At 37.6% G+C, this 23,076-nt stretch carries 19 protein-coding genes and 1 pseudogene; 12 read left to right on the top strand and 8 right to left on the bottom strand.

Annotated features, from left to right (window positions below):
* The first annotated feature begins 133 nt into the window (after positions 1-133).
* The 5 genes from ACIQYG_RS11870 (at position 134) to ACIQYG_RS11850 (ending at position 6,954) form a co-directional block, all read left to right on the top strand.
* Positions 134-1,915 carry a T7SS effector LXG polymorphic toxin gene (locus ACIQYG_RS11870; protein ID WP_402838205.1) on the top strand — a complete coding sequence of 594 codons (1,782 nt, stop codon included), beginning with the start codon at positions 134-136 and terminating at the stop codon, positions 1,913-1,915.
* A gap of 12 nt (positions 1,916-1,927) precedes the next feature.
* Complete coding sequence (locus ACIQYG_RS11865) at positions 1,928-2,383, top strand: SMI1/KNR4 family protein (protein ID WP_402838202.1); 456 nt, start codon at positions 1,928-1,930, stop codon at positions 2,381-2,383.
* Positions 2,384-2,711: 328 nt separating this feature from the next.
* A complete protein-coding gene (locus ACIQYG_RS11860) occupies positions 2,712-3,161 on the top strand; it encodes an SMI1/KNR4 family protein (RefSeq protein WP_402838200.1) in 450 nt (149 codons plus the stop codon).
* A 125-nt stretch (positions 3,162-3,286) separates the two neighbouring features.
* Positions 3,287-3,841: a hypothetical protein gene (locus ACIQYG_RS11855; RefSeq protein ID WP_402838198.1), complete on the top strand. Its 555-nt coding sequence runs from the start codon at positions 3,287-3,289 to the stop codon at positions 3,839-3,841.
* A 302-nt stretch (positions 3,842-4,143) separates the two neighbouring features.
* Positions 4,144-6,954 carry a DEAD/DEAH box helicase gene (locus ACIQYG_RS11850; RefSeq protein WP_402838196.1) on the top strand — a complete coding sequence of 937 codons (2,811 nt, stop codon included), beginning with the start codon at positions 4,144-4,146 and terminating at the stop codon, positions 6,952-6,954.
* A gap of 18 nt (positions 6,955-6,972) precedes the next feature.
* On the opposite strand, the gene ACIQYG_RS11845 is transcribed toward ACIQYG_RS11850, so the two are convergent.
* Positions 6,973-7,374: a (deoxy)nucleoside triphosphate pyrophosphohydrolase gene (locus ACIQYG_RS11845; RefSeq protein WP_402838195.1), complete on the bottom strand. Its 402-nt coding sequence runs from the start codon at positions 7,372-7,374 to the stop codon at positions 6,973-6,975.
* A gap of 119 nt (positions 7,375-7,493) precedes the next feature.
* On the opposite strand from ACIQYG_RS11845, the gene ACIQYG_RS11840 reads away from it, so the two are divergent.
* Both ACIQYG_RS11840 and ACIQYG_RS11835 read left to right on the top strand, forming a co-directional pair.
* The gene (locus tag ACIQYG_RS11840; protein WP_402838193.1) at positions 7,494-7,820 is read left to right on the top strand and encodes a phosphoribosyl-ATP pyrophosphohydrolase; all 327 of its coding nucleotides are present in this window, start codon (positions 7,494-7,496) and stop codon (positions 7,818-7,820) included.
* Complete coding sequence (locus ACIQYG_RS11835; protein WP_402838191.1) at positions 7,813-10,230, top strand: DEAD/DEAH box helicase family protein; 2,418 nt, start codon at positions 7,813-7,815, stop codon at positions 10,228-10,230. Before ACIQYG_RS11840 ends, ACIQYG_RS11835 begins: the two co-directional genes overlap by 8 nt.
* 379 nt (positions 10,231-10,609) lie before the next feature.
* Here ACIQYG_RS11835 and ACIQYG_RS11830 read toward each other — a convergent pair whose 3' ends face one another.
* The 5 genes and pseudogenes from ACIQYG_RS11830 to ACIQYG_RS11810 form a co-directional block, all read right to left on the bottom strand.
* Positions 10,610-11,128 (bottom strand): ATP-binding protein, encoded by a 519-nt coding sequence (locus ACIQYG_RS11830; RefSeq protein ID WP_402838189.1) that lies wholly within the window; start codon positions 11,126-11,128, stop codon positions 10,610-10,612.
* Positions 11,129-11,130: 2 nt separating this feature from the next.
* Positions 11,131-11,517 (bottom strand): ASCH domain-containing protein, encoded by a 387-nt coding sequence (locus ACIQYG_RS11825; protein WP_402838187.1) that lies wholly within the window; start codon positions 11,515-11,517, stop codon positions 11,131-11,133.
* Positions 11,495-12,541, bottom strand: coding sequence for a GNAT family N-acetyltransferase (locus ACIQYG_RS11820; RefSeq protein WP_402838185.1), 1,047 nt, complete (start codon positions 12,539-12,541; stop codon positions 11,495-11,497). Before ACIQYG_RS11820 ends, ACIQYG_RS11825 begins: the two co-directional genes overlap by 23 nt.
* Before the next feature lie 266 nt (positions 12,542-12,807).
* Positions 12,808-13,572: pseudogene (locus ACIQYG_RS11815) on the bottom strand (aldo/keto reductase).
* Positions 13,573-13,719: 147 nt separating this feature from the next.
* On the bottom strand, positions 13,720-15,678 hold the full coding sequence (locus tag ACIQYG_RS11810) for an oxidoreductase (protein WP_402838184.1): 1,959 nt from the start codon (positions 15,676-15,678) through the stop codon (positions 13,720-13,722).
* Between the two features lie 334 nt (positions 15,679-16,012).
* Between ACIQYG_RS11810 and ACIQYG_RS11805 the strand changes: the two genes are divergently transcribed.
* From ACIQYG_RS11805 to ACIQYG_RS11790, 4 genes are all read left to right on the top strand, one after another.
* Positions 16,013-17,770 (top strand): sigma-54 interaction domain-containing protein, encoded by a 1,758-nt coding sequence (locus tag ACIQYG_RS11805; protein ID WP_402838182.1) that lies wholly within the window; start codon positions 16,013-16,015, stop codon positions 17,768-17,770.
* 101 nt (positions 17,771-17,871) lie between these two features.
* On the top strand, positions 17,872-18,012 hold the full coding sequence (locus ACIQYG_RS11800; protein WP_214793556.1) for a hypothetical protein: 141 nt from the start codon (positions 17,872-17,874) through the stop codon (positions 18,010-18,012).
* Positions 18,013-19,614: a sodium:solute symporter family protein gene (locus tag ACIQYG_RS11795; protein WP_402838181.1), complete on the top strand. Its 1,602-nt coding sequence runs from the start codon at positions 18,013-18,015 to the stop codon at positions 19,612-19,614.
* Between the two features lie 129 nt (positions 19,615-19,743).
* Positions 19,744-19,947: a hypothetical protein gene (locus ACIQYG_RS11790; RefSeq protein WP_402838179.1), complete on the top strand. Its 204-nt coding sequence runs from the start codon at positions 19,744-19,746 to the stop codon at positions 19,945-19,947.
* A gap of 54 nt (positions 19,948-20,001) precedes the next feature.
* On the opposite strand, the gene ACIQYG_RS11785 is transcribed toward ACIQYG_RS11790, so the two are convergent.
* Together ACIQYG_RS11785 and ACIQYG_RS11780 are read right to left on the bottom strand one after the other, a co-directional pair.
* A complete protein-coding gene (locus ACIQYG_RS11785; RefSeq protein ID WP_402838177.1) occupies positions 20,002-20,547 on the bottom strand; it encodes an SMI1/KNR4 family protein in 546 nt (181 codons plus the stop codon).
* 185 nt (positions 20,548-20,732) lie between these two features.
* Complete coding sequence (locus tag ACIQYG_RS11780) at positions 20,733-20,864, bottom strand: hypothetical protein (protein ID WP_402838175.1); 132 nt, start codon at positions 20,862-20,864, stop codon at positions 20,733-20,735.
* 689 nt (positions 20,865-21,553) lie between these two features.
* Between ACIQYG_RS11780 and ACIQYG_RS11775 the strand changes: the two genes are divergently transcribed.
* Positions 21,554-23,008 carry an Msr family ABC-F type ribosomal protection protein gene (locus ACIQYG_RS11775; protein WP_402838173.1) on the top strand — a complete coding sequence of 485 codons (1,455 nt, stop codon included), beginning with the start codon at positions 21,554-21,556 and terminating at the stop codon, positions 23,006-23,008.
* Positions 23,009-23,076 lie beyond the last annotated feature (68 nt).

Here is a 23,076-nt window from a genome sequence, read left to right as displayed (position 1 = left end):
ATTCCCCTTCTATTCTTGAATAAATATAGAAACTCTTCTAAAATATATTTAGTCCATAATTTTACAGTGAATAAAAATATTACATACAAATGAAATCTAGTTATAAGAAAAGAAGTTGAAAGGACTTTCCATTATGTCGATGATTTACGAATCTCAAACACTAGTTTCTGCCATGCAAACGCGTGTCGGACAATATAAGGACCTGAAAGAACAGCTCACGGAATTAAAAAAAGGATTTGAGAGTATCGTTCATTTGGATGATGAGCTGCAAGGGCAAGGTGCAGAGGCAATCAAAGGATTTTACAAAGCACAGATCGATGTCGTGGATTCTTGGCTGCGTCTGATCAATCGGCATGTTGCCTTTTTAAGCGGAATTCAAGGAGATACAATCGAAGCGAACCTTAGTGAAACCGTGGTTACGGTCCCTTTTTTAGAGGAAGAGCTGGAAAGCGCCAGTCGAAATTCCAAGGAAATGGTCATAGCCCAAAAAAATGATCTGAAAAAAATATTGGCTGGAATTGATGATATCATTCAGTTAGAACCCTTCTCCGATGATGCGTTCTTTGAGAATATGGAGAAAGCTGAAAGGAAACGGACTGAAACGATAGACAAAGTAAACGAAATCGATCATAAGTGGACGGCTGAATATGCCAAATCCGAAGCGGATCAAGCGGCAGTGACGGCACTCATGGAGCAATTGAAAGTATCCAGTACAAGGGGAGGAGTAGTATCCCCGCTCTATTTTAATGCAACAGCTTATAAAAATAGTGAAGCCTATAAAAACCTAGAAGTAAGGAAAAAAGAAACCGCGCAATATCTGAAGGTTAAGAAAGAAGAAGCGGAGAATCGCCGGATCAAAGACTTGAAGGCACAACTCGATCATGTAACAGATCCAGATGAGTTCCTCAAAATCGCCAAGCAGATCGGGTACGAAAACTTAGCGCCCACCCAGCAGCAATATGTTATGCAGCTAGAAGCGGCTAAGCAAACGGCAGACATTGCAAAAGGAATCGGCGTAGGCCTTTATGATGTCGGTAAAGACTTCGTAACAGGTGTTTGGGACTTTGTCACAGATCCCGGGGAAACGGTTGAAGGTGTGGCAAACTCGATCATGCACCCGATACAAACCTATAAATATATATCCAAGTCCATCTCCGACTCATATGAAAGAGATATGGTAAATGGTGATGCCTATTCGCGGTCTCATTGGGTAACCTATGCCCTCGGAACAGTCGTCACATCAGTAGTAGGAACAAAAGGTGCGGGTGCTGTAGCGAAGACTGGGGTAGCCACAACAAAAGCCGCTGCAGTAAAAGGCGTTACGAAAGCAAAAGAACTGGTCACTATCCCTAACCTATTGCCATACAATCCTAAAAACCAACTGTCGTTGGCAGGTGGAGTACCTTATAATGTGGTTAATGGTACTGGATTGAGAGATCAGCTTATATCTAAGGCTCAAAAAGTTTCAGATCCAACAAGAAAACCATTTACAGGGAAAAATATATCACTACCTTGGTTGAATAATGAAAAATATAATGCTGTTGAAGTACAAGGAAAAGTTAAAGCAAAAGGTAAGATAAAAGATATAGACCGAAGAGTGTATCAGATCAAGGATTTAGATATTAATAGAGTAGATCCATTAAAAAATATAACTAATTTACAGCTGATGAAAGAAGGGAAGGCACCATATGCCAATGATGGTACTAAAATCAATTTACATCATTTAATCCAAGAAGAACCTGGCACTATGTTAGAGATACCAGAGAGTCTACATAGACAGTATAGTAAAGTAATACATGGATTGAAAAATAAGGGAGAAAGCTTTAGGCAATCTCGTGAGCTTCAAAGTCAATATGATGCATTTCGTAAAAAGTATTGGAAATGGAGAGCCAAGCAATACGAAACTAAGGATTAGAAGGTGATTTAGATGAATTATTCAGGTCTACAGGAATTCATTAAGAACTATGGCAAAGTTGATGATTTTACGGGAGGGATAAGTGAAGACAAAGTTGAAGAAACTGAAAATAAATTACAAGTCCCATTACCGGAAAGCTACAAATGGTTCTTAAAAAACTATGGCTCAGGTGGAAGTTTTGGTATTGATATAATTGGATATGATTTAGTAGGTGCATCAGTAGTGACTGCTACCAAAGATCATCAAAAGTATTATGGTTTAATCGATGGACTTGTGGTTATAGAGGATATTGATGAATTTGCCTATTGCCTCGATACTAATAAAATGATAAATGGAGAATGCCCAGTTATTACGTGGGATAATCAGGAGGGGTATGGTGTTAAACTAGCCGATAATTTTTTAGACTATTTTATCGAACGCCTTGAGGAGGCTAAAGAAAACTGGGATGAAGATGAAGAAGATTGGTAAAAGCTGAGGGGAATAGTTATTTATCTCGCTTTGTTATAAAGTAAGAAATATTTTATATAAAGAAGAAGTGGATAGAGCCTTTCGAAAATTAAAGGGACTATCCATTTTTTTATTCATTTAGATTTATCGTATACCAAAAAGGAACAAAACAGCTTATATAGGTAAGGACTTTGTGACAGGAGTTTGGGATTTTGTCATAAACTCCTGGGGTAGTCACTATAAAGCGGCTGCAGTAAAAGGCGTTATGAAGGCAAAAGAATTAGTCTCAACTTTAAGCACTTGCCTTACAATCTTAAAAACCAACTGTTGTTGGCAGGGGGAGTACTGAATGAATAAAGAGAAATTAACAAATTTTATCAATGAACATAAGGAATCAGATGACTTTACAGGTGGTGTAGATGAAAGTCAAATCAATGTTGTTCAAAATGAGCTAGGGGTGGAATTACCAGATAGTTATAAGTGGTTTTTAACTACCTATGGTTCGGGAGGGTCATTTGGTGTTGATATTTTAGGAGTGGCTAAGTCAAATAGAGTTCCAGTTGTTGTTAATACGAAGAGTTATCGAGAGTTAGATTTGGATAAGGATTTAGTAGTTATAGAAAATGCTGGAGAATATGTTTATTGTTTATATACAAACAAAATGGAGAATAATGAGTGCCCGGTAATAGCGTGGAATAGACACGGGGGACTTGATGACTACAATACAGCAAAGAATTTTTATGAGTTTTTATCACAAAGGTTATTGGATGCAAAAGAAGCATGGGAAGAAGATTTTTAATATAGATAACTAGTAGCAAATTATAAATGGGACATGCCTTTTAGGTTTATATGGAAATTAATTGGGAAGTTAAATATATAAGAAAACTTAGTTTCGAAAATTTGCATAAAAGGATGTGGTTATAAATGAATAATGATATACCTCTTAAATCAGAAACCCCAATATTAGGAACAGACCATACTATTTTAGATTTCTGGCAATGGGGATTTTCAAAAATATTAACAAACAACCTAAGGGGGATTTTTGCTGAGTTTTTAATTGGAACTGCTCTGGGCTGTTTAAACCAATTACGAGTTGAATGGGACGCATTTGATTTAGTTTATAAAGACTTGAAAATTGAGGTGAAATCTTCTGCGTATATCCAAGCATGGCATAAAGAAAAATATTCAAACATCAGTTTTAGTATTGGGGCAAAAAAAGAATATGATTATGAAACAAATACATATAGCCCTACCATAAAACGGCATGCAGATATATATGTCTTTTGTTTACTAAAAGAAAAAAACTTAGAATTAATTGAACCATTAAATATGAAACAATGGGAATTTTACGTTGCATTAACTAAAGACTTAGATTTGCATTTTCCCCATCAAAAAACAATATCTTTAAATTCACTAAAAAAAATAGCACAGCCAAGTACATATGAAGGATTAAAACAGACAATAGATGGTCTATTGTAAGAGTTTTTTTTACGTCTCTTGGTGTTTTGGAATAATAACAATTAGGGATAATTAAGATAAATAATATAACAGAAAAAATGGTCTTTTAAGAAATATGTAATATAAAAAAAGATAAAGACTTACTAAAACTACTTGATGAAGTAAGAATAGAATATATTTTCCTATCTGATAAAATAGTTGAAGAGAAACCATCGCTTTTAGAAACAAGTTAGAATACTGTATTATTGTTCCATGAGTTATTGAATATTTAATTTAGATCTAAAAAGTTCTCTTATTTATATAACCACAGTCAGGAGCCAATCATGAGCATCGAGAAAAAGCTAATTGTCAATTCGGACAAGGGTAATTTATTAAATGAATTAATTTCTTCTATAAATGAGTGTGAAAAGTTTTATTTCAGCGTGGCCTTTATTAATTATAGTGGTCTTCAGCTGCTGTTGGATACTTTTAAGAACGCGGAGAAAAGGGGAGTAAAGGGGAAGATTATTACTTCTACTTATCTTAATTTTACTGAAGCGAAGGCTTTAAAGAAAATAAATGAGTTTAGTAATATCCATTTGAAGATTTTTGAAACAGATAAGGCGATTGGTTTTCATACGAAAGCGTATATTTTTGAATTTAAGGATAGTTATAAGGTGATTATTGGTTCTTCTAATATTACTCAAAGCGCCCTTAAGAGTAATATTGAGTGGAATGTTGAGATTATTGCTAAAGAGAATGCTCAATTTCTTAAAGATGTATTAAAGGAATATGATGGATTATGGAATAGTAGTGTTGTTGCAGATGACAATTTCATTAGTAAGTATGAAGAGTTTTTGAGTAAATTAAAGGGCTATACGAATACACAGCAATTTATTTATGAAAGCTCTGAATATATCATTCCCAATAACATGCAAAAACGTGCGGTTGAAAACCTTGAGAGAATTAGATCGTTTGGGGAAAAGATGGCCTTAGTTATAGCAGCAACAGGTACGGGTAAAACGTATATGTCTGCTTTTGACGTAAAGGGATTCAAGCCTAAAAGATTACTGTTCATTGTACATAGAGAAGAAATATTAAAAAAAGCAAAAGAGACCTTTGAAAAGCTCCTTCCTAATGAAAAACTGACATTTGGATTACTGACTGGGAATCAAAAGCAAAAAAATGCCGATTATATTTTTTCTACCATACAAACTTTGTCTAAATGCTATGAGGAATTTAAACGAGACGAATTTGATTATATTATTTTTGACGAGGCCCACCATGCAACAAGCCCAAGCTATCAAGCAGTGCTAGAATATTTCGACCCACAGTTCACATTAGGGATGACAGCTACTCCAGAGAGAAGCGATCAACAAAATGTTTTTGACCTATTTGATAATAATGTTGCATTAGAAGTTCGTTTACATGAGGCTTTAGAGGATGAACTGGTTATTCCCTTTCATTATTTTGGTATTACCGACATTGAGGGGATTGATTTAAGTGATGTAGATATTGACGATGTAGCGGAGATAACGAAGAGATTAAAGGTTAACGAGAGAGTCGACTTTATTATTAAGAATATGAATTTCTATGGCCATGACGGTGAAAAAAGAAAAGGTCTAGGTTTTTGCGGAACAGTTGAACATGCACAATATATGGCACAAGAATTTAATAGTAGGGGTATTCAAAGTGTCTGTTTATCTGGAAATGACTCAGTTGAGCTGAGATCACGTTATATAAATAGATTAGAAGATGACCATGATGACTTAGAATTTATTTTCACCGTTGATATTTTTAATGAAGGTGTTGATATTCCTTCTGTAAATACCGTATTAATGTTAAGACCTACTAATTCTCCGATCGTTTTTATTCAACAACTAGGACGAGGACTTCGTAAACATAAAGACAAGAGTTTCCTAACAGTCCTTGATTTTATCGGGAATCATAGTAAAACGTTCTTAATTGCCATCGCATTAAATGGAAGTCGTTATTATGATAAAGAAAGCTTGAAGGTTGCTATTGCGACTGGCTTTGCAAATATTCCAGGTTGTACACATATTCAAATGGATAAAATCTCAGAAGAACGGATATTAGCGCAGATTGATAAGGAAAACTTTAATTCTTTGAAGTATTTGAAGGAAGAGTACTTTGAATTTAAGAAAATGAATCAAGGAAAAATTCCTTTATTATTAATGGATTATATGAAATTTGATGGAGCTCCAGATCCGATAAAGTTTATTAATCGCGAAAAAACATATTTGCAATTTGTAGCAAAAGTAGAAAAAGAAGATTCCTTGAAAAGGCTATTACTAGACGAAGCTTTTGAAGGAGTATTAAGGGAATTATCGAGCAAATTACCTTTAAAGCGAGTGTATGAATTTGCTATTGCTAAATATCTATTGGACTATGATGAGATTTCTTTAGAAACCGCAAAACGCGAGATATTGAAGTTGGTTAAAGAGGTAGATGAAGATAGCGTTTTGCATGCCTTGCAGTGTCTAAATCAGGATTTTTATGATCCTGGTCAGAAAAAGAGGAACTTTAAGTTATTTGCTCTTGAAAATGGTCATTTAACTAAGACATCTTCTTATCAAAAGGTTCTACAGAATGAAGAATATAGAACGTATATCGAAGATCTTATTATTTATGGAATCTTTAGATATGAAAAGGAATTTAAAGAAGACTACTATGGTGTGCCACATTTGAAGCTTTATGAACAATATCAAATGGCTGATGCTGCATTACTATCAAATTATCGCAAAAGCCACAGTGCTTTTAGGGGTTCTGGTCTACTTTCAAATGGAAATGACTATTTCTTATTTATTGATTTACACAAGGAAGAAGATATTAAAGAGAGCATTAATTACCACGATGAATTTATAAACGAACGCATTTTTCAATGGCAGACTCCAAATAGTACAGCCCCAAGTTCTGAGAGAGGAAAGAATATTGTATTTAATCAGGATAGAGGGATACATTTACATTTATTTATTAGAAAGTATAAAGAAATAGATGGAAAGACAGAACCGTATATTTATATTGGTAAGGGTAACACGGTGGAATATGAAGGGGAAAAGCCAATTACCGTTACAATGGCATTAGAGAATGAAGTCCCAGCTAGTTTATATACGGAGTTCACTAAAAAAGTATAGTCTTCTCATTTGAGAAGACTATTTTTTTTCATTTATTAATTGTTCCACAGCTGGAATGTCTGCAGGGGCCCATTTTAGAGAACTTAAATTCTCTCGCTTTAACCATATCAGTTTAGAATGCTCATTGGCAGTTGGGGTACCTCCAATGATTCTACATTTTATTGACAGTAGGTTAATGATGAAGGTTTCATATTCATGCGTATTATCATTAAAGATTGAAGCCTCTGTTTCAACCTGGCATTGTAATTCCTCATCAATCTCTCTTTTTAAAGCAGTAAAAATATCTTCTCCCTTTTCTACTTTTCCACCTGGGAATTCCCACATGTTCGGGATGCTCATATCTGGAGAGCGTAACGCACATAGTATTTCATCTTTTTCATTTTCAATAATGGCTGCAACTACTTTAACTTGCTTTTTCATGTTATCCTCCTATAGGTTTTCTATGATTAAATAATATCATGATTAAGAAAGGTTTGTGTTAAATACAAAATTTGGGTAAGTGATATAATTGTATTATAAACTTTGAAGGAGGCCCATTTATGCCAGTTCACAATAAATTAGTCCGTGATCGTATTCCAGAAGTGATTGAAGCTACAGGTAAGAAGTTTACAACAAGAGTGTTAGATGAGAAGGAATACATAGAAGAATTGAAAAAGAAGAGCTTTGAAGAGTTACAGGAATATGTAGAGACAGAAAGTAAAGAGGATGCGATTGAAGAGTTGGCAGATGTGTTAGAAATCCTTCATGCTCTGGCTGATTATCATGGGGCTTCTATCGAGGAAGTGGAGAAAGTAAGGAAGATCAAAGCAGATAAGCGCGGAGGATTTAAGGAGAAGATTTATCTGATTGAGGTTGAAGATGAGTAAGGTCCAATTAATTACCAGTCAATTAGGGACACACCTATTGAAGCAGATTGATTCTGCTTCTTCTATTTGTATTTTGACCTCATTTGTGATGAAATCTGGTGTTCAATACTTGAGAGAAGCACTAAAAGCAGCTGCTGAACGTGGAGCGGAAATTAAAGTGTGTACAGGCGATTATTTGTTTGTGACCCAGCCAGAAGCATTAAGGATGTTGTTAGAGATTGATTCAAGGATTGAGGTCAGATTATGGAGGAGTAATGGGGTGTCGTTTCATCCTAAAGCTTATCTATTCCAAAAAGAAAACCAAGATAGCCTGTTTGTTGGCTCGTCCAATCTTTCACGTTCTGCTTTAAGTAATGGAGTGGAATGGAGTCTTTCTGTTAGTGATGATGAAGAAGTATTTTCTCAAGGTCTCCATCTATTTTTAGAAACGTTTTATAGTGACCATACGATTTCTTTAAATCAAGAAACGTTGAAGTATTATGAAGAAAGCTATGAGAAGTTTCATATAACTAATCCAAATCTTCCTCAAAAGTGGACAGAAACAGAGGAAATGGATTTAATGCTTCCAAATGAAGGTGACGAGTCTGTTCCAACAACGGAGATCATTCATGAATCATCTGCATCATATGGGGAAATCTATCCTCGCTTTGCACAAATTGAAGCATTAGAAGAGTTAAATAAAACAATGGAAGAAGATTATGATAAGGCGTTAGTTGTGATGGCTACCGGATTAGGAAAGACGTATTTAGCTGGGTTCTTTGCCCGCAATTTCAAACGGGTGCTGTTTATTGCTCATCTTGAAGAAATTTTATATCAGGCTAAGAAGTCTTTCCAAACGGTTATGCCGGCAGAGAGCTTTTCTATTTATAATGGCAAGGTGAAGGAGAGGCATGGACATACCATTTTTGCTTCGATTTACACGTTAAGCATGCAGCGGCATTTGCAAGCTTTTGATCCTGAAGAATTTGACTTGATTATCGTCGATGAGTTTCATCATGCTGCGGCTGAATCTTATCAACGAGTACTAGATTACTTTAAACCGAAATTTTTGCTTGGAATCACGGCAACACCGGATCGGAATGATAACAAGGATGTATATGCTATCTGTGGTGGAAATGTAGCATTCAGGATAGATTTCCTTGAGGCAATTCAACGGAACTGGTTAGCGCCTTTTAAATATTTTGGTGTGTATGATAATACAGATTATAGTCAGATTACTTGGCTCGGAAATCGATATGATGAGAAGGAGTTACTACAGCTTCAATTACGGGATGAGATGGCTGAAAAGGTATTGAATGCCTGGAAGGACAAAAGGAAGACTCGTACAATTGGTTTCTGTTCATCCATTAGGCAAGCAGATTTTCTTTCTACCTTTTTTAATCAAAAGGGATTTAGAGCAATTAGTCTGCATTCAAAGCAAAAAGAAATGAATAGAGATGAAGCAATAAGCCAGCTTGCAGATGGAGCCCTCGATATTATCTTTACGGTCAATCTATTCAATGAGGGAGTCGATATCCCGGCTGTTGATACGCTTTTATTTGTTAGACCAACAGAATCTTTAACGGTTTTTACCCAGCAGATTGGCCGAGGGCTACGGCTACATGACTCCAAGGATCATTGCGTTATTATAGATTTGATTGGTAATTATCGAAATGCAGATGTTAAATTAAGTTTGTTTGATACAAGTTCGACCAATAATAAAACGAAAACTATTGAGCCTGTTGTTCCTGAATTATGTGACATAGAATTAGATATCCAGGTTATTAATCTCTTAAAGGAAATGGCGAAAAAGAAGCAACCTAAACGAGATAAATTAGTGAATGATTATCTCATATTAAAGCAGGAATTAGGAAGAAGACCTTCCTATTTAGAATTACATCTAAAAGGTGCCTCTGATTCCCCGCAGTATCGTCAGGAATTCTCTTCATATTATGGATTCTTGGATTATGCTAAAGAGCTTTCAGAAAATGAATCAGAAATCTTTCATCGATATGAACAATGGCTAGTTGAAGTAGAGAAAACAGGTATGGCGAAGAGCTATAAAATGGTCGTTCTGCTAGCCATGCTAAAGCGTGGAGATGATAGTTGGTTCAAGTCAATCACCTCTGAGGGAGCAGCACCATTCTTTCATAGCTATTTAACAGAAACAGAGTATCGAAAACAAATTGACTTTGCTGACAAATCCTCAAAAAAGCTATGGCATTATGATAAAGATGGGGTTAGCAAGTTGATTGCAACTATGCCTATGGCTAAGTGGAGTGGCAGCTCTAAAGGGTTAATTTCTTACGAAGACGATATTTTTAAGCTGAACTTTGATGTCAGACCAGAAGACCAGAGGGTTTTGTTTGATATGACCAAGGATATTTGTGAATATAGACTTCATTATCACTTTGAGCGGAAGGCTAAATAAAAGAACCATGCTCAAATTGTAGACCTTTATAAAAAGGTGCTTAATGCTCATAAAGAAAAGCTACCTGAAACAAAAAAGTATCTAAAATCTTAGGTTAAAATACCAAGTTTATTTTATAAATGTTATTTAATATCGGTGTACTAGAAAGAAAAAGACAACTTGGAAAGTTGTCTTTTTCTTATCTCTATTTAAATTCACTTTTTGCTCATAGTTTAAGTATTTATCTCATCCCATTCATTTAAATAAATCCATATCGAAAAATTACGATCATTATTTCTAATTTCTCGAAAGTCTTTATCTGATTAATAACTGGGATGAAAAAATCTGTATTTATCATCCCGGTTATGTCACATAGGGAAAATCACCTCAAACTAAAGCATTAAGTAGTAATAAAATCCGCTAATTTAGATATGGATTCATCTTGATCGAATATAAACAGATTAACTTTTTTCTCTGTAGAATAATTAATTGCTTGCTGTACCTCACATTGCTGAAATTTATCTATTAGGTCAATTGAATACTCTTTTTTATCTCTACTTAATAGGCGGTCTCTAATAATATAGGGGTTATTTTTCATTAAAACAATTTTAGTCATATTAGTGTCATAAAAAGTTGAGAATGGCAAACGAGTGATATTTTCATCAATATCTAAAAGGCAAAAATGACCATCTAATAATAACTTGGAATCACCAATATCTATGTTATTTAATTCTTTTTTCCATAAATCTTGATTTTTTGAAATCCCATCAATATTTTTCTTAGTATTATCTAATTTTTTACCCGCTTTTCTAATCAAATCACTTACAGACATAGATTTAATATTTATTATATTTTTTAATCTGTTGGCTAAAGTAGTTTTTCCAACTCCATGTATACCTGATAAAAATATATATTCCATTCTTAAAAACCTCCATTTGTGTAACAAAATGATTGAGGTGGAGCTTTTAATGTATTATCAAATTCAAATAAGTCTAAGGGTATTTCATATTTCTTGAATTCTTTGATTTGAATTGCAAATCCTGTATTCCTACCCTCAAAGTAACTATTAAAAAAGCTTTTAGTTATACCTGAATGCTCTTTAGTCTGTTGCCATAAGTTATTAGGTTTATCGATTATTATATTCTCTATCTCAAATTCACCAACAACTTTTCCAAATGGTTTTGTTGCATAGACAACAATTGAAGAAATGTCATTTCTTTTAAAAATATTCTTTCTGTACTCAAATTTCTTTTTTCCTTGTACTATTTCTTCAACAAATTCTGGTTTAATTGATAATAAAACTTTCATTTACTTCACCTAATTCTATAATCTTTTTGAAGTGTGTGTCTTCTAATGGAACAAAACCTGGATAATCTCCACGGTTAATTACGCCTTCTTCAATTAATTTATGTCTAACAACTCGTTTTGGGAGTGAAATATTGTATAGCATTTTTATTATATGAGGATACTTTTTTGTCTTCCAAAATAGTGCTAATTCCCCTTTTGAGAAGACAGTACCTTTCCCGCAGTATCTAATTAAATCTTCAAGGTCCCTGAACTCATTAATATTTTTGGTATCTAGAACTGAACAAATAGATGTTGCAACAGAACTCCATTCTGCTGATTTTCCCTTTTCGGCTGTTCTATAAATAACAATTATATCTCCCGACTTAATATTTTGCATTCCCTTCATTCCTGCTAAATAGACCTTTTCTATGGTATTTGTAAAAGATAAATCTTCAATTATATGGTCTTTTTCTGTTTGCAGTTTGGAATAAGGATATAACTTTGTATGAAATTTTGGATAAATTGAGAGTAAATATTTGTTGTTATTTTGAGTTTGAATTCTTGGGAAGTCCATACATAGATCGTTATTTACTTCTAACGTCTTAATATAAACGAACTCACCATTTTCTTTTTCCCCCCATTTTGTAAAGCCGAACTTTTCAAATAGCTTTATTAACGGTTTTTGTTTATCAAATATAGTTACATAGCATTCCTTAAAATTTTCTTCAACCATCTTTTTAAGAATTATCCCGACAAATCTTTCACCGAGGACAGTACCATGGGCATCAATTTTAAATGTGCCAACTTTAAGACGCCTTTTCTTTTCAAATTCGGGAGTAATAGAATTGTCAGCTTCAATTTCTTCTTTAAGATAAAGAAATCCAAGCATTTTTTCTTCTTTTAAGATATAAACTTTCTCTCCCTGTATAGATTTATTGTTAAACCATTTCTCAAATCCAACATAATCAGTGATTAGACTGGAAAAGAAAGGATCCTTAACATCTAATTCAGCAAACTTAACATATTCAATGACATCATTATTCATAAAATTCTTCCTCCTATACTAGCACTGATAAATTTAAAATTCAAACAAGTGTTCCTGTTTGGGGAACTAGTTATTTCTAATTATATCAAAAATAGGAAAAACGAGAAAATTTATATAAATCTATATTTCATACTGCTTTGTAGAAAGAGAGGTGTGTTAATAAAAAATTCATGGTGATTTACCCTCATGACTAGGTTTGTGGAAATTTCAAAAAAGACGCCCATCTAAAAACTATGCTTTTAGATGGGCGCTTCCTGATGCGATTACTAAAGTCGCAAACCTAGCTGGTAGATTTTATCATTGCTTGCCTTACAACACTTCTTAACCGGTCTTATTTGATCGTACCGATGACTGGTTGCAAGTAACCGGATGGCGTAAAAGTCATGCGATGACGATAGTCGTGTTGTTAACTACATATTTGTCCGCGATTTCATTAATCTTTTGATTCAATTCAGGGAACTTGTTTTTTCCTAGGAAAACTTGCTCAAAGAATCCGTATTGGAAAGGTGACCAAGGCTGGATAGTGATATCGTTCAGTCGGCAATAATCAAGCACTCTATCGACCAGGTTCACAGCGTGATCATTTTCCATATTAAATCCATTGGAGATCACGTTAGCGTTGGTAATGCTTTATTGCAGTTGGTTTGCAACAATCGTTTGCTTCACCGACTACTTCAGCAACTGGGTCTGGATCGGATTCTAATTGGAAACGACAAAATGGCGCATTTTCCTGGACTTTCAAGAATATTGAAGGCGTACGCTACCTATTCCGGCGCTACCAAAGTATCTATACGGTGTAGAAGCAGAATATCCAAATACCCAAATACCCCGAGCAGGGTCAAGCATACGTCCATCGTTTTTAGGATATGTTCTCTGGAAAAGTCAAACAACCCCTTCTGAATGCCGAACTTGGATTGCAGGATGATCTTTTCACGAACCCGCATTCATACAGATTGCATACGCTAATATTTCCTCGCATTCTCCACTGCCATAAATATAGAATGGTTGAAGAAATTAGCACCATCTTCCATCGCTGTTTGGACACCGGCATTCAGCGTATGGACGAAAGCCCAAATGTTCCCCAAGTCGACGCTGGTAGTCCTGTGATTATTGAGAGCAAGGCTAAGTAAAAGAACAAAAAAGAGACATCCCCCCACCAAAGGATGTCTCTTCTCTTTTTATAAACCTAACACACTCATCATCCCCTCATGCGTCGCTTCCTCAATAGTACGCGGTCCCAGACAATCCCCTATCTGCTTCACAACCGGAGCATGGCCTTTCATTTCTTCAAATAGCTCTGTATTGGGAATGCGGCCAAGGGAGAGGACGATGGAGTCCCAATTGGTTAGTTCTTGTTTTTGTTGGGTGAATAGGTTCCGGATGATGACGTGATCTTCTTTGATTGCCCCGATGTCGTAATGGGGAAGGAGTTTGACGTTTAGGTTGTATAGTTTTTTTAGGTATTCATTCCTGAGATATTGGTGGACGGTTTCGCCGATGTGCAGTCGTGATGATATGAGTGTGACGTGGTGGCCTTTTTCGGCTAGGTAGATGGCTGCTTCCATGCCGGGCCAGTCACCGCCAAAGTCGAATACGAGTACGTTTTCCCCGACTTTTTTAGTTGAGCTGAAGAGGTCATCACTCATGATGATCCGTGGGTCATCGATTCCTTCGATGGCTGGTGTATAGGGCCGTGATCCGGTTGCACAGATGATGGCGTCCGGTTTCGATTCGGATATTTCCTGGGCGGTTGCTGTTTTGCCTAATTGCACATTTATATTGCTTCTCATTAGCTTACGGGAATAGTTATCGAGCATCGATTCTGCGAGTTCATGCCGCATCGGTGCTTTGCGCATGGTGCGAAGCAGGCCGCCGATTGATTTACTTTGATCGATCAGTGTTACGGAATGACCTAGGTAGTCCGCTGTTATCGCTGCCTGTAATCCGCCAGGTCCGGCGCCGATGACGAGTACATTTTGTTTGCTTCTTTTTTTCTTTAATTCTGGTAATATCCATGCTTCTTTACCTGTTGTCGGATTTTGGACACAGCCGATTGGCAGTCCTTTATGATAGTGGCCGATACAGGCTTGTAAACAGCCTATGCATGCATCGATTGCTTGCAGGTCGCCTTTTTTTGCTTTGTTGGGCATGTCAGGGTCGACGATTAAGGCCCTGGTCATTCCGACGACATCAGCTTTTCCGGTCGATACGATCTGTTCCGCTTCAACGGGGTCGACGATTCGATTGCCGACAAAGACCGGAACCGCTCCTGCCATCCTGATTTTGAATCCATGTGGAGATAGGTATGCGTGCTTTATCGGTGATGGCGGCACGATATGGGTTGATCCTTCGAAGGTACTTGAATCCCCGGCTGTGACATTAATGAAATCCAATCGGACTTTTTCCGCGAGATATTCGACGATTTGTACGGAATCCTTCATCGTGGTCCCGTCCATCGTCAGTTCATCCGAACTCATGCGAATGCCGACGGTAAAGTCTTCTCCGACTCTGTCCCATACTTTCTCCAATATTTCCACGATGAATCGCATCCGATTTTCGAATGATCCGCCATAGTGATCGGTGCGCTTATTTGTATGCAGTGACCAAAACTGGGCAGGAAGATATCCGTGTGAACAGCAAATTTCAACTCCATCAAGTCCGCCTTCCTTTGCCAGCTGTGCTGAATGGGCGAACCCTTCAATCACTCCTTCAATATCTTCCAAGCTCATTGGTTTTGGCATGACACCGAAGCGCAGGCTGGGAACGGCGGATGGCGCCCATGCTGCATTTCGGTAGTCGCTCGATACGACTTCCCGTCCGCCATGGAATAGCTGGGAGAAAACCTTCGTTCCATACGTATGGAGCGTTTCGGAAATCTCTTTGTAGGCATCGACAATTCTTGGGTCATATCCTGCGATCGTTTTGGACGTAAGCATGCCGGATGGGTGTACGGATGCCGCTTCAAGGATGATCAATCCGACGCCCCCTTTAGCACGGGTTTCATGATAGGCCACCATATCCGGAGTGGGGATTCCGTCCGTGACATGATTTGTTTGATGTGCTGTACTTAAGATCCGGTTTTTTAATTCAGTAGAACCGATCGTTAATTGGGTAAACAGTTTCTTGAATTGAGCCATGATCATGACCACTCCCTAATGTTAGATAGAATGAAAGTATAGAGGGCAACCGCCTCTACCTATCCCTATACAGGTTCAATATGCAATAACCATGCCGTTCCGGGTAATGTGGTTTCAGATTCGTTTTTTACTTTCATAAAGAGGGTATGGCTCATGGATATAGTATTTTATATATAGATAACTGAACCTTTTTTGAAAAGTGGTGATTCATAATAGGTTCAGTTTAAAATTGGTTGGTATAGAGACATTCGTTGCTTATGAAAATGACACTTATTTCTTTTCGTTTCAAAAAGTGTAACAAAATCGGTTCGCAATCAAAATATGGGGTGATGTGATGGAAGTAAAAAAGGAATCACTAATTGTCTTTTCCGATATTTCTATTTTGGATGTAAAATCCTTGCTGAAAATACATTCCTCGCCTTTTATTGTCATGAAAAATCACTTGGAAATCCTCGGCATATTGGATGAAGGTTTCTTTTTGAAGAGATTGGATAATGAGGGTCAGAATCAGGAAATCTTGGCTTATCTTAATACATCGTTTGTCGTCGTTGATGATTTAGATAAGCTAAGTGAAGAGGATATGAGCATCTATGATTTTGTGATTCAACATGGTGATAACCAATATAGCTGCTATCCGATTCATGAAGTCAGGGAAATGCTGCTTAACAAGAAGGTGAAGAGCTTAATAAGTCTGAATGAATCACTAAAGAAAGAGCTGGAGGTGACAAGAAAGAAGGTAAAGGAGCTCACGCAAATCCTGGATTCCAGCTATGATGAAATTTTCGTGACGGATGCGAACGGGGACACGTTATTCGTGAGTGAAGCGTGCAAGAAGCTTACAGGGCTGCCGCCGGAGGCCTTTATTAATAAGAACATTAAAGAGTTGGTTGAAAAGGGTTTGATCGTCAATTCGGTTACATTAAAAACGATGAAAACGAAAGCGATCCATTCGGCGGAACAAACCTATCCGCATGGATTGACTGTATTCAGCACAGCGAAGCCGATTTTTGATGAAGAGGGGAACTTATATAGAATTGTTTCGAATTCCAGGGATATCACGGAATTGGTTGAGATGAAGAGCCAATTGAACAGAGTGAACCTTAGGAACCAGCGGGCCCAGCATGAGAAAACGAGAACCGTTTCGTTCAATAACTTCATTACAAATTCGGATAAGATGATAAAGGTTTTGGAATTAGCTGAAAAAGTCGCCCCGATGGATTCATCGATCTTCATTCATGGTGAAACCGGAGTCGGAAAAGGGGTTTTAGCAAGGATCATTCATGATTTCAGCAGCAGAAAGGATAAAAATTTCATTCAAGTGAATTGCGGCGCGATTCCATCGGCTTTAATTGAGTCCGAGCTGTTTGGCTACGAAAGCGGTGCCTTCACGGGAGCTAATAAGCACGGGAAAAAGGGGCTTGTTGAGAGTGCTGATGGCGGCACGTTGTTTCTTGATGAAATCGGGGAAATGCCGCTCGACATTCAAGTGAAAATCCTGCATTTGGTCCAGGATCGAACATTCATGAAGGTGGGAGGAACGAAGGAGAAAAAGGTGAATATTCGCATCATCACCGCCACGAATAAAGACTTGAAGCAAATGATCAAGAATAATCAGTTTCGCGAAGATCTATATTATCGCCTGCATGTCGTTCCAATGGAAATACCGCAGCTGCGTGAGCGGAAGGAAGATATCTTATTATTAACCGATTATTTTCTGAAGAAATTCAATGAAAAATACGGTCAATCCATCACGATCGATGATCATTCCAAGTTAATTCTGCAGCTACAGGATTACCCGGGCAATGTTCGGGAATTGGAAAATGTAATTGAACAAATCGTCGTGACGGCTAGAAAACCTATCGTGACGATAGAGGATTTGCCATCCGATTTAACCTACAAAGATACGGCACTAGTCAATTTAACAGGAATCATTCCCTTGAAAAAAGCATTAGAGGAAACGGAAAAGCAATTATTGGCACAGGCCCTTTCCACCTATAAATCAACCAGAAAAATGGCCAAGGCCCTGGAGGTCAGTCAAACGACGATCATGCGCAAACTGGGCAAATACCAATTTAGCTATCAGGACGATTAATAATAAATTAACCTTCATTAAAATCTGAATATTCAAAAACTTGGTATGGATATTGCATATTTAATGATTGATTATTTCTATTTTGATAAGGGGGTCAAGAAATGGGCGAGCTGATTTTCTCTTTAAGCTATGGGGGTTCCTTAATTGTCATGGGGTGGATCACAAAGGTTTTCCTAGTAAAAATGAAAAAAAATCAAGAAGAAATAAAAGCAAAAGATCCGATTGAAAAGGTGGGGATGTAAGTGGCCTTTCTCCTTGGTATTATCATATCCTTTTGTGTGTATGTCTCGATCGGCATCTTTTTATTCAGGAAAGTGAAGAGCTCAGAGGAGTATTATGTTTCTGGACGAAGCGGAAACACATTGATGATAACGGGTACGCTTGTTGCTTCTTTCCTAAGTACGGTATCATTCATGGGAGAAGCGGGATTTTCCTATGAAGGGTATCCGATCCTGCTGCTTATCCTCGTGATTTTTAATGCAAGTGGCTATATATTCGGAGTGTTCCTGTTTGGCAGGTATTTAAGAAGAAGCAAATCATTGACGGTTCCTGAATTCTTTGGTAACCGCTTTCATTCAAAGAAGGTAAGGCTGGCAGCTGCCATCACGACGATTCTCGGTATCGCTGCATACTTGGTTGCCGTTACTCAAGGGGCAGCCGTTTTATTGGCCGAGGTTTCTGGTGTTTCCTATCCAATGGCCCTGGTGATCATGTGGGTCGTGTATTCATCCTTCACCATTCTCTCAGGAGCGAAGGGGGTCATGGTCAATGATACGGTGATGTTCTTTTTATTCTCGATCGCAACGTATCTGAGCTTTCCTTATATCATTAAATCCGCAGGCGGGTTTCCCGATGCCGTTACGAAGGCGGCAAACCTGGCCGAACGGCCTGATTTATTAAGCTGGCATGGCATTACCGGACCTGCCGCAACGATGGGCACGCCTTGGGAAGCATTGGCATGGGCCGTCATCATGGGCTTGGTCTGGGGCATTGTCATTGCAGTGAGTCCATGGCAAAGCAGCCGATATTTAATGGCAAGAAACGAACACGTAGCCATCCGGGCCGGCGTTTGGGCAACGATATCCATTTTAACCGTCTATTTGTTTCTCCATATCAGCATATCGACAATCACCACCATTAAAGCGGATATCGCCCCGACGGAAAAGGTATTCATTTGGGCAGCGATGAATATTGTCCCGACATGGCTTGGAGTCATCATCGTCAGCGGCATCATGGCTGCGGCCTTATCTTCCTGTTCGAGCTTCCTTCAGATAATAGGAAGCAGCATAACACGGGATATCATGGAACAATCACGGAAAAAGGAATACACCGATCATCATCTATTACGGGCCAGCCGCATTTCCATGGTTGTGATCAGCTTGATCATCTTATTGATTGGATTGTTCCAGCCGCCTGCCGTCATGTGGATCGGCTACTTTGCGGCTACACTATTTGCGGCATCATGGGGACCGATTGCCATATCAAGCGTATTTTCAAAGAAGGTAACGAAAGAAGGCGCCTTTTGGAGCATCGTATTCGGCTTCGTTGGCGTGATACTCGGAGAAAGCCTCGGCATGTTCGGAATAAGCCTTCCCGTTTACCTCAATCCTGTCATCATTGGTTTACTCTTAAGCATAGGCGCACTTATCATTGGCTCCAAGTATGGAACGATCACCATCGAAGAAAGGGAGTTTCAGGCAAATATCCTTCAAACCCCGATTGAAATAGACGAGCAAAAGGAAATGAACATCACCCGCAGATACCCAGCCTATTTAATGATCAGCGGCGTCATGATCATCATGGTTACACTGGTGTTTTATTATTGGCCGATTAATATGAATTGATTGAGATGGCAGGGGAGATCCCTGCCTTTTTTTTCTGTAACTATCACTATGATTATTTTCCGAAATGCTACACAAAAAGTTATATATTTCCATGCTATACTTTGAGTAAACAAATAAGGAGCTGCATACATGATTAGAATATATGCTGTCATTTTACTTGCTGGATTAATGCTAATTGGTTGTTCGTCTCAATCGAATGTAAAGGCATCTAAAGAAAAAACATCCAAAGAAGAATCAGAACTAAACGATCCCGCCGACGTTATTTACGAAACAGACAAAACTAAAAATCCTAAACATAAACAAACAGTGATACTTGAATTCGAATCGAAATAATATTCAAAAAGAGCGACTGCAGTTAATTAGCAATCGCTCTTTTATTTATTTTTTTTACCTAGTTCTATAGTAGTTTTCAGCTGTGTAAATAGGCCAGCTCCAAAACGCTTCACCTTGTGAAATAATGTAGCGGTCTAAAAAGATTTCAAAATTAAGACTTAGAGATGAAAGTTCTGTAAACTCCATAATATTAAGGTAGTTTGGATCCCCACTCTTTAGTTTTTCTGTATCTAATATTAGATAACAATCATTTAACAGATGTGCAATCGGAATCCCGTGTTCACTTATATATTCAATTTCTTGATGTTCTTTTATTTCTTCTAAACTAAATATCTCAAGACCATCGCCTAGTGTTTCACCGTCTTCATCGATTGACTCATATATTCTTGCCCCATTATGGAGGGTTAAGAACGCCTTATAGTCTTCAGGAAGTTTGCTATTTTCATTTTCAAACTTTTCAATTTCAGCTGTAATGGCTTCGGTATTAAAAGAACAAGTTACCTCTCTAACTTCCCCTTCGTATGATATTATTTTCATTTGGTTAGTGTTTTTCAACAATTTTTTAAGTCCAGATAGGGTGTTATGTACAAAATGACTCAATTCGCTTGTCCCTCCAAATCAAATTAATATGAAGCCCGCCAGAGTTACTGTTTGTTGATGGATTCTCTTGGCAATGGAAATAAATTAGACATCGAATTTGTTCCGCCATATTTTAATGGCAATTCTTGATGTATATCGTTTCGATTTGGAACATGGTTTTATTGGAACAGAAACCATAAATAAAATCATTCAAAGGTTTCGGTAGTTGTTTTTCCTTCAGTTGCTGGAGCGAATTTATAGAATGTCATTCCCGCTGACCCAAGAAGAATGATGGCTACTAGAACACCAGTAACCCACATGATGATTTTCTTTTTCATATTTTTCACTCATTAGATGTTATCTTTTCATTGCTCTTGCCTACTTAATTATTAATAATATCATGTAAAACTTAATTTGTAAGATAATTACTTTTTAGGGAGTGGAGCTTTGAAATTAAACCAAAAAAGAACAGCCGACGTCAGGCTGTCCTCTTCAGTCTCCGCGTTACCTTCATGATACGTGCCTACCAACCTCTGATAAAAACCTCCAGAGTTATTAATCATCCATTATATAAAACAAAAGATCATTGACTATTGGAAATATCCTGGTTAGAATAAGGGCAAGATTTGAAAGGAGCGATAAACGTGGCATTTTTACAACTATACTGATATACACACATATTATGGAAAAAACCGCTTTGTATAAGGGGTTATTTGCTGTGTGTATAGGATGGATATGTTGTAGAGGTTTTGTCGTTCTGCCGGATATCTATGCCGATTTTTTTCGTACACAGAGCCCTTCTGTGTACTTTTTTGTTTTGGAGGGATTTAACTTGATGATGTTACTTTTCTATTGATGAGAGTTTAGGAATTTAAACTCATATCGATTAGATGATCATTCAGCGGTGACTTGAAATAGGGGGAATGTACATTGCAATTTCTATTATTCTTTTGATGCGGGCTTGAAATAGAAGCTCGTATCGATCCAAGCTATCGATACGAAATCACAAATTTCGGAGGTAGCGAATATGGAACAAATATGTTTTGAATTAGAAAATGTCAAAGTGACGTATTTAGATAAAGAGTTATTGAAGATTGATCGATTGGCTGTACATCAATTTGACCGCATCGGCATCGTCGGGAAAAATGGTACTGGGAAAAGTACGTTATTGAAGTTACTTGCTGGAGAAATTCAACCGACAAGCGGAAAAGTAAGGGGTTACGTTGATCGTGGCTATTTTGAGCAAGTTGAAGCGCCTGTTGTTGCAGAAGCTGATCCAGCGTTACTGGGAAGATTGGCAGTTCCGCGAAATTCAGGGTCGTTAAGCGGCGGTGAGCAAACGAGGCTGAAGCTTGCCCAATTGTTTACCCATTATAATGAAGCGTTGCTTATCGATGAGCCCACAACCCACTTGGACCAAGACGGCATTTCGTTTTTACTTGATGAGTTACGCTATTACTATGGTGCGCTTGTCTTGATTAGTCATGACAGGGCTGTACTGGATGAACTCGTCACAACGATCTGGGAAGTGAATGAAGGCGAGGTGCATGTATATTCAGGGAATTACAGCGAGTACATGGCACAGAAGCAGTTAAAACGTGAACAACAGAGGCAAGCTCATGAACAATTCATTAAAGAAAAGAGCCGGCTTGAAAAAGCGGCGCAGGAAAAAATGAAAAAAGCTGAAAAAATCGCTCAAGCTGGAAGATTGTCAAAAAAAGAGGCGAATGCAAAACCGAATAAGTCGTTTATGACGAAATCGAAAGGCACAAGCCAAAAATCCGCACAACGTGCAGCGAAGGCAATGGAACATCGAGTGGAAAAACTTCAGGAAGTGGAAGCTGTACAAGAGGAAAGGCAAATCGTATTTCGCCAGTCAAAGCAATTGGAATTGCATAATAAGTTCCCGATAATGGCGGACCGGTTGACTCTTCAAGTGAAGGAGAAAGTATTATTGGATGAAGTGAGTTTCCAGCTGCCGCTCGGTAAAAAAATAGCCATCACAGGCAGCAACGGCAGCGGTAAAAGTACTTTACTTCACCATATTGCGAATAATGGTGCAGGTTTAACGCTTTCTCCAAAAGCGAAAATCGGTTACTTCCGTCAAATGAGCTATCGATTTGAAAGTGTTGAAAATGTTCTGCAATTCTTGGGGAACCGCTCTGAATATGATGAAGGATTTTTAAGAAGCGTCCTGCATTCGATGCAGTTTGCCGGGACGGATATCCTGAAAAGCGTTCGGTCATTAAGTGGCGGCGAAGCGATTCGCCTCCAGCTTTGTTCGTTGTTTCTAGGAGAATACAACATTCTTCTATTAGATGAACCGACCAATTTTTTAGATATTACTGCCATTGAAGCTTTGGAACGATTCATGGCTGGATATGAAGGGACGATCATATTTGTATCTCATGATCAAGCGTTCATAAAGCATGTAGCAGATCTTCAGTATAAAATTCAGGGGAAAAAATTGGTTCAAGTGTGATTTTTAAGTTTATAGCAAAATAAGCCGATGGGAAATTCCATCGGCTTATTTATATAGGAGAGTAACTA

The organism is Peribacillus sp. NPDC096622 (assembly GCF_044762665.1).
Classification (GTDB): Bacteria; Bacillota; Bacilli; order Bacillales; family DSM-1321; genus Peribacillus; species Peribacillus frigoritolerans_B.
Note: the sequence above shows the minus strand (reverse complement) of the source record. Positions and strands in the feature narration are given on the sequence as shown.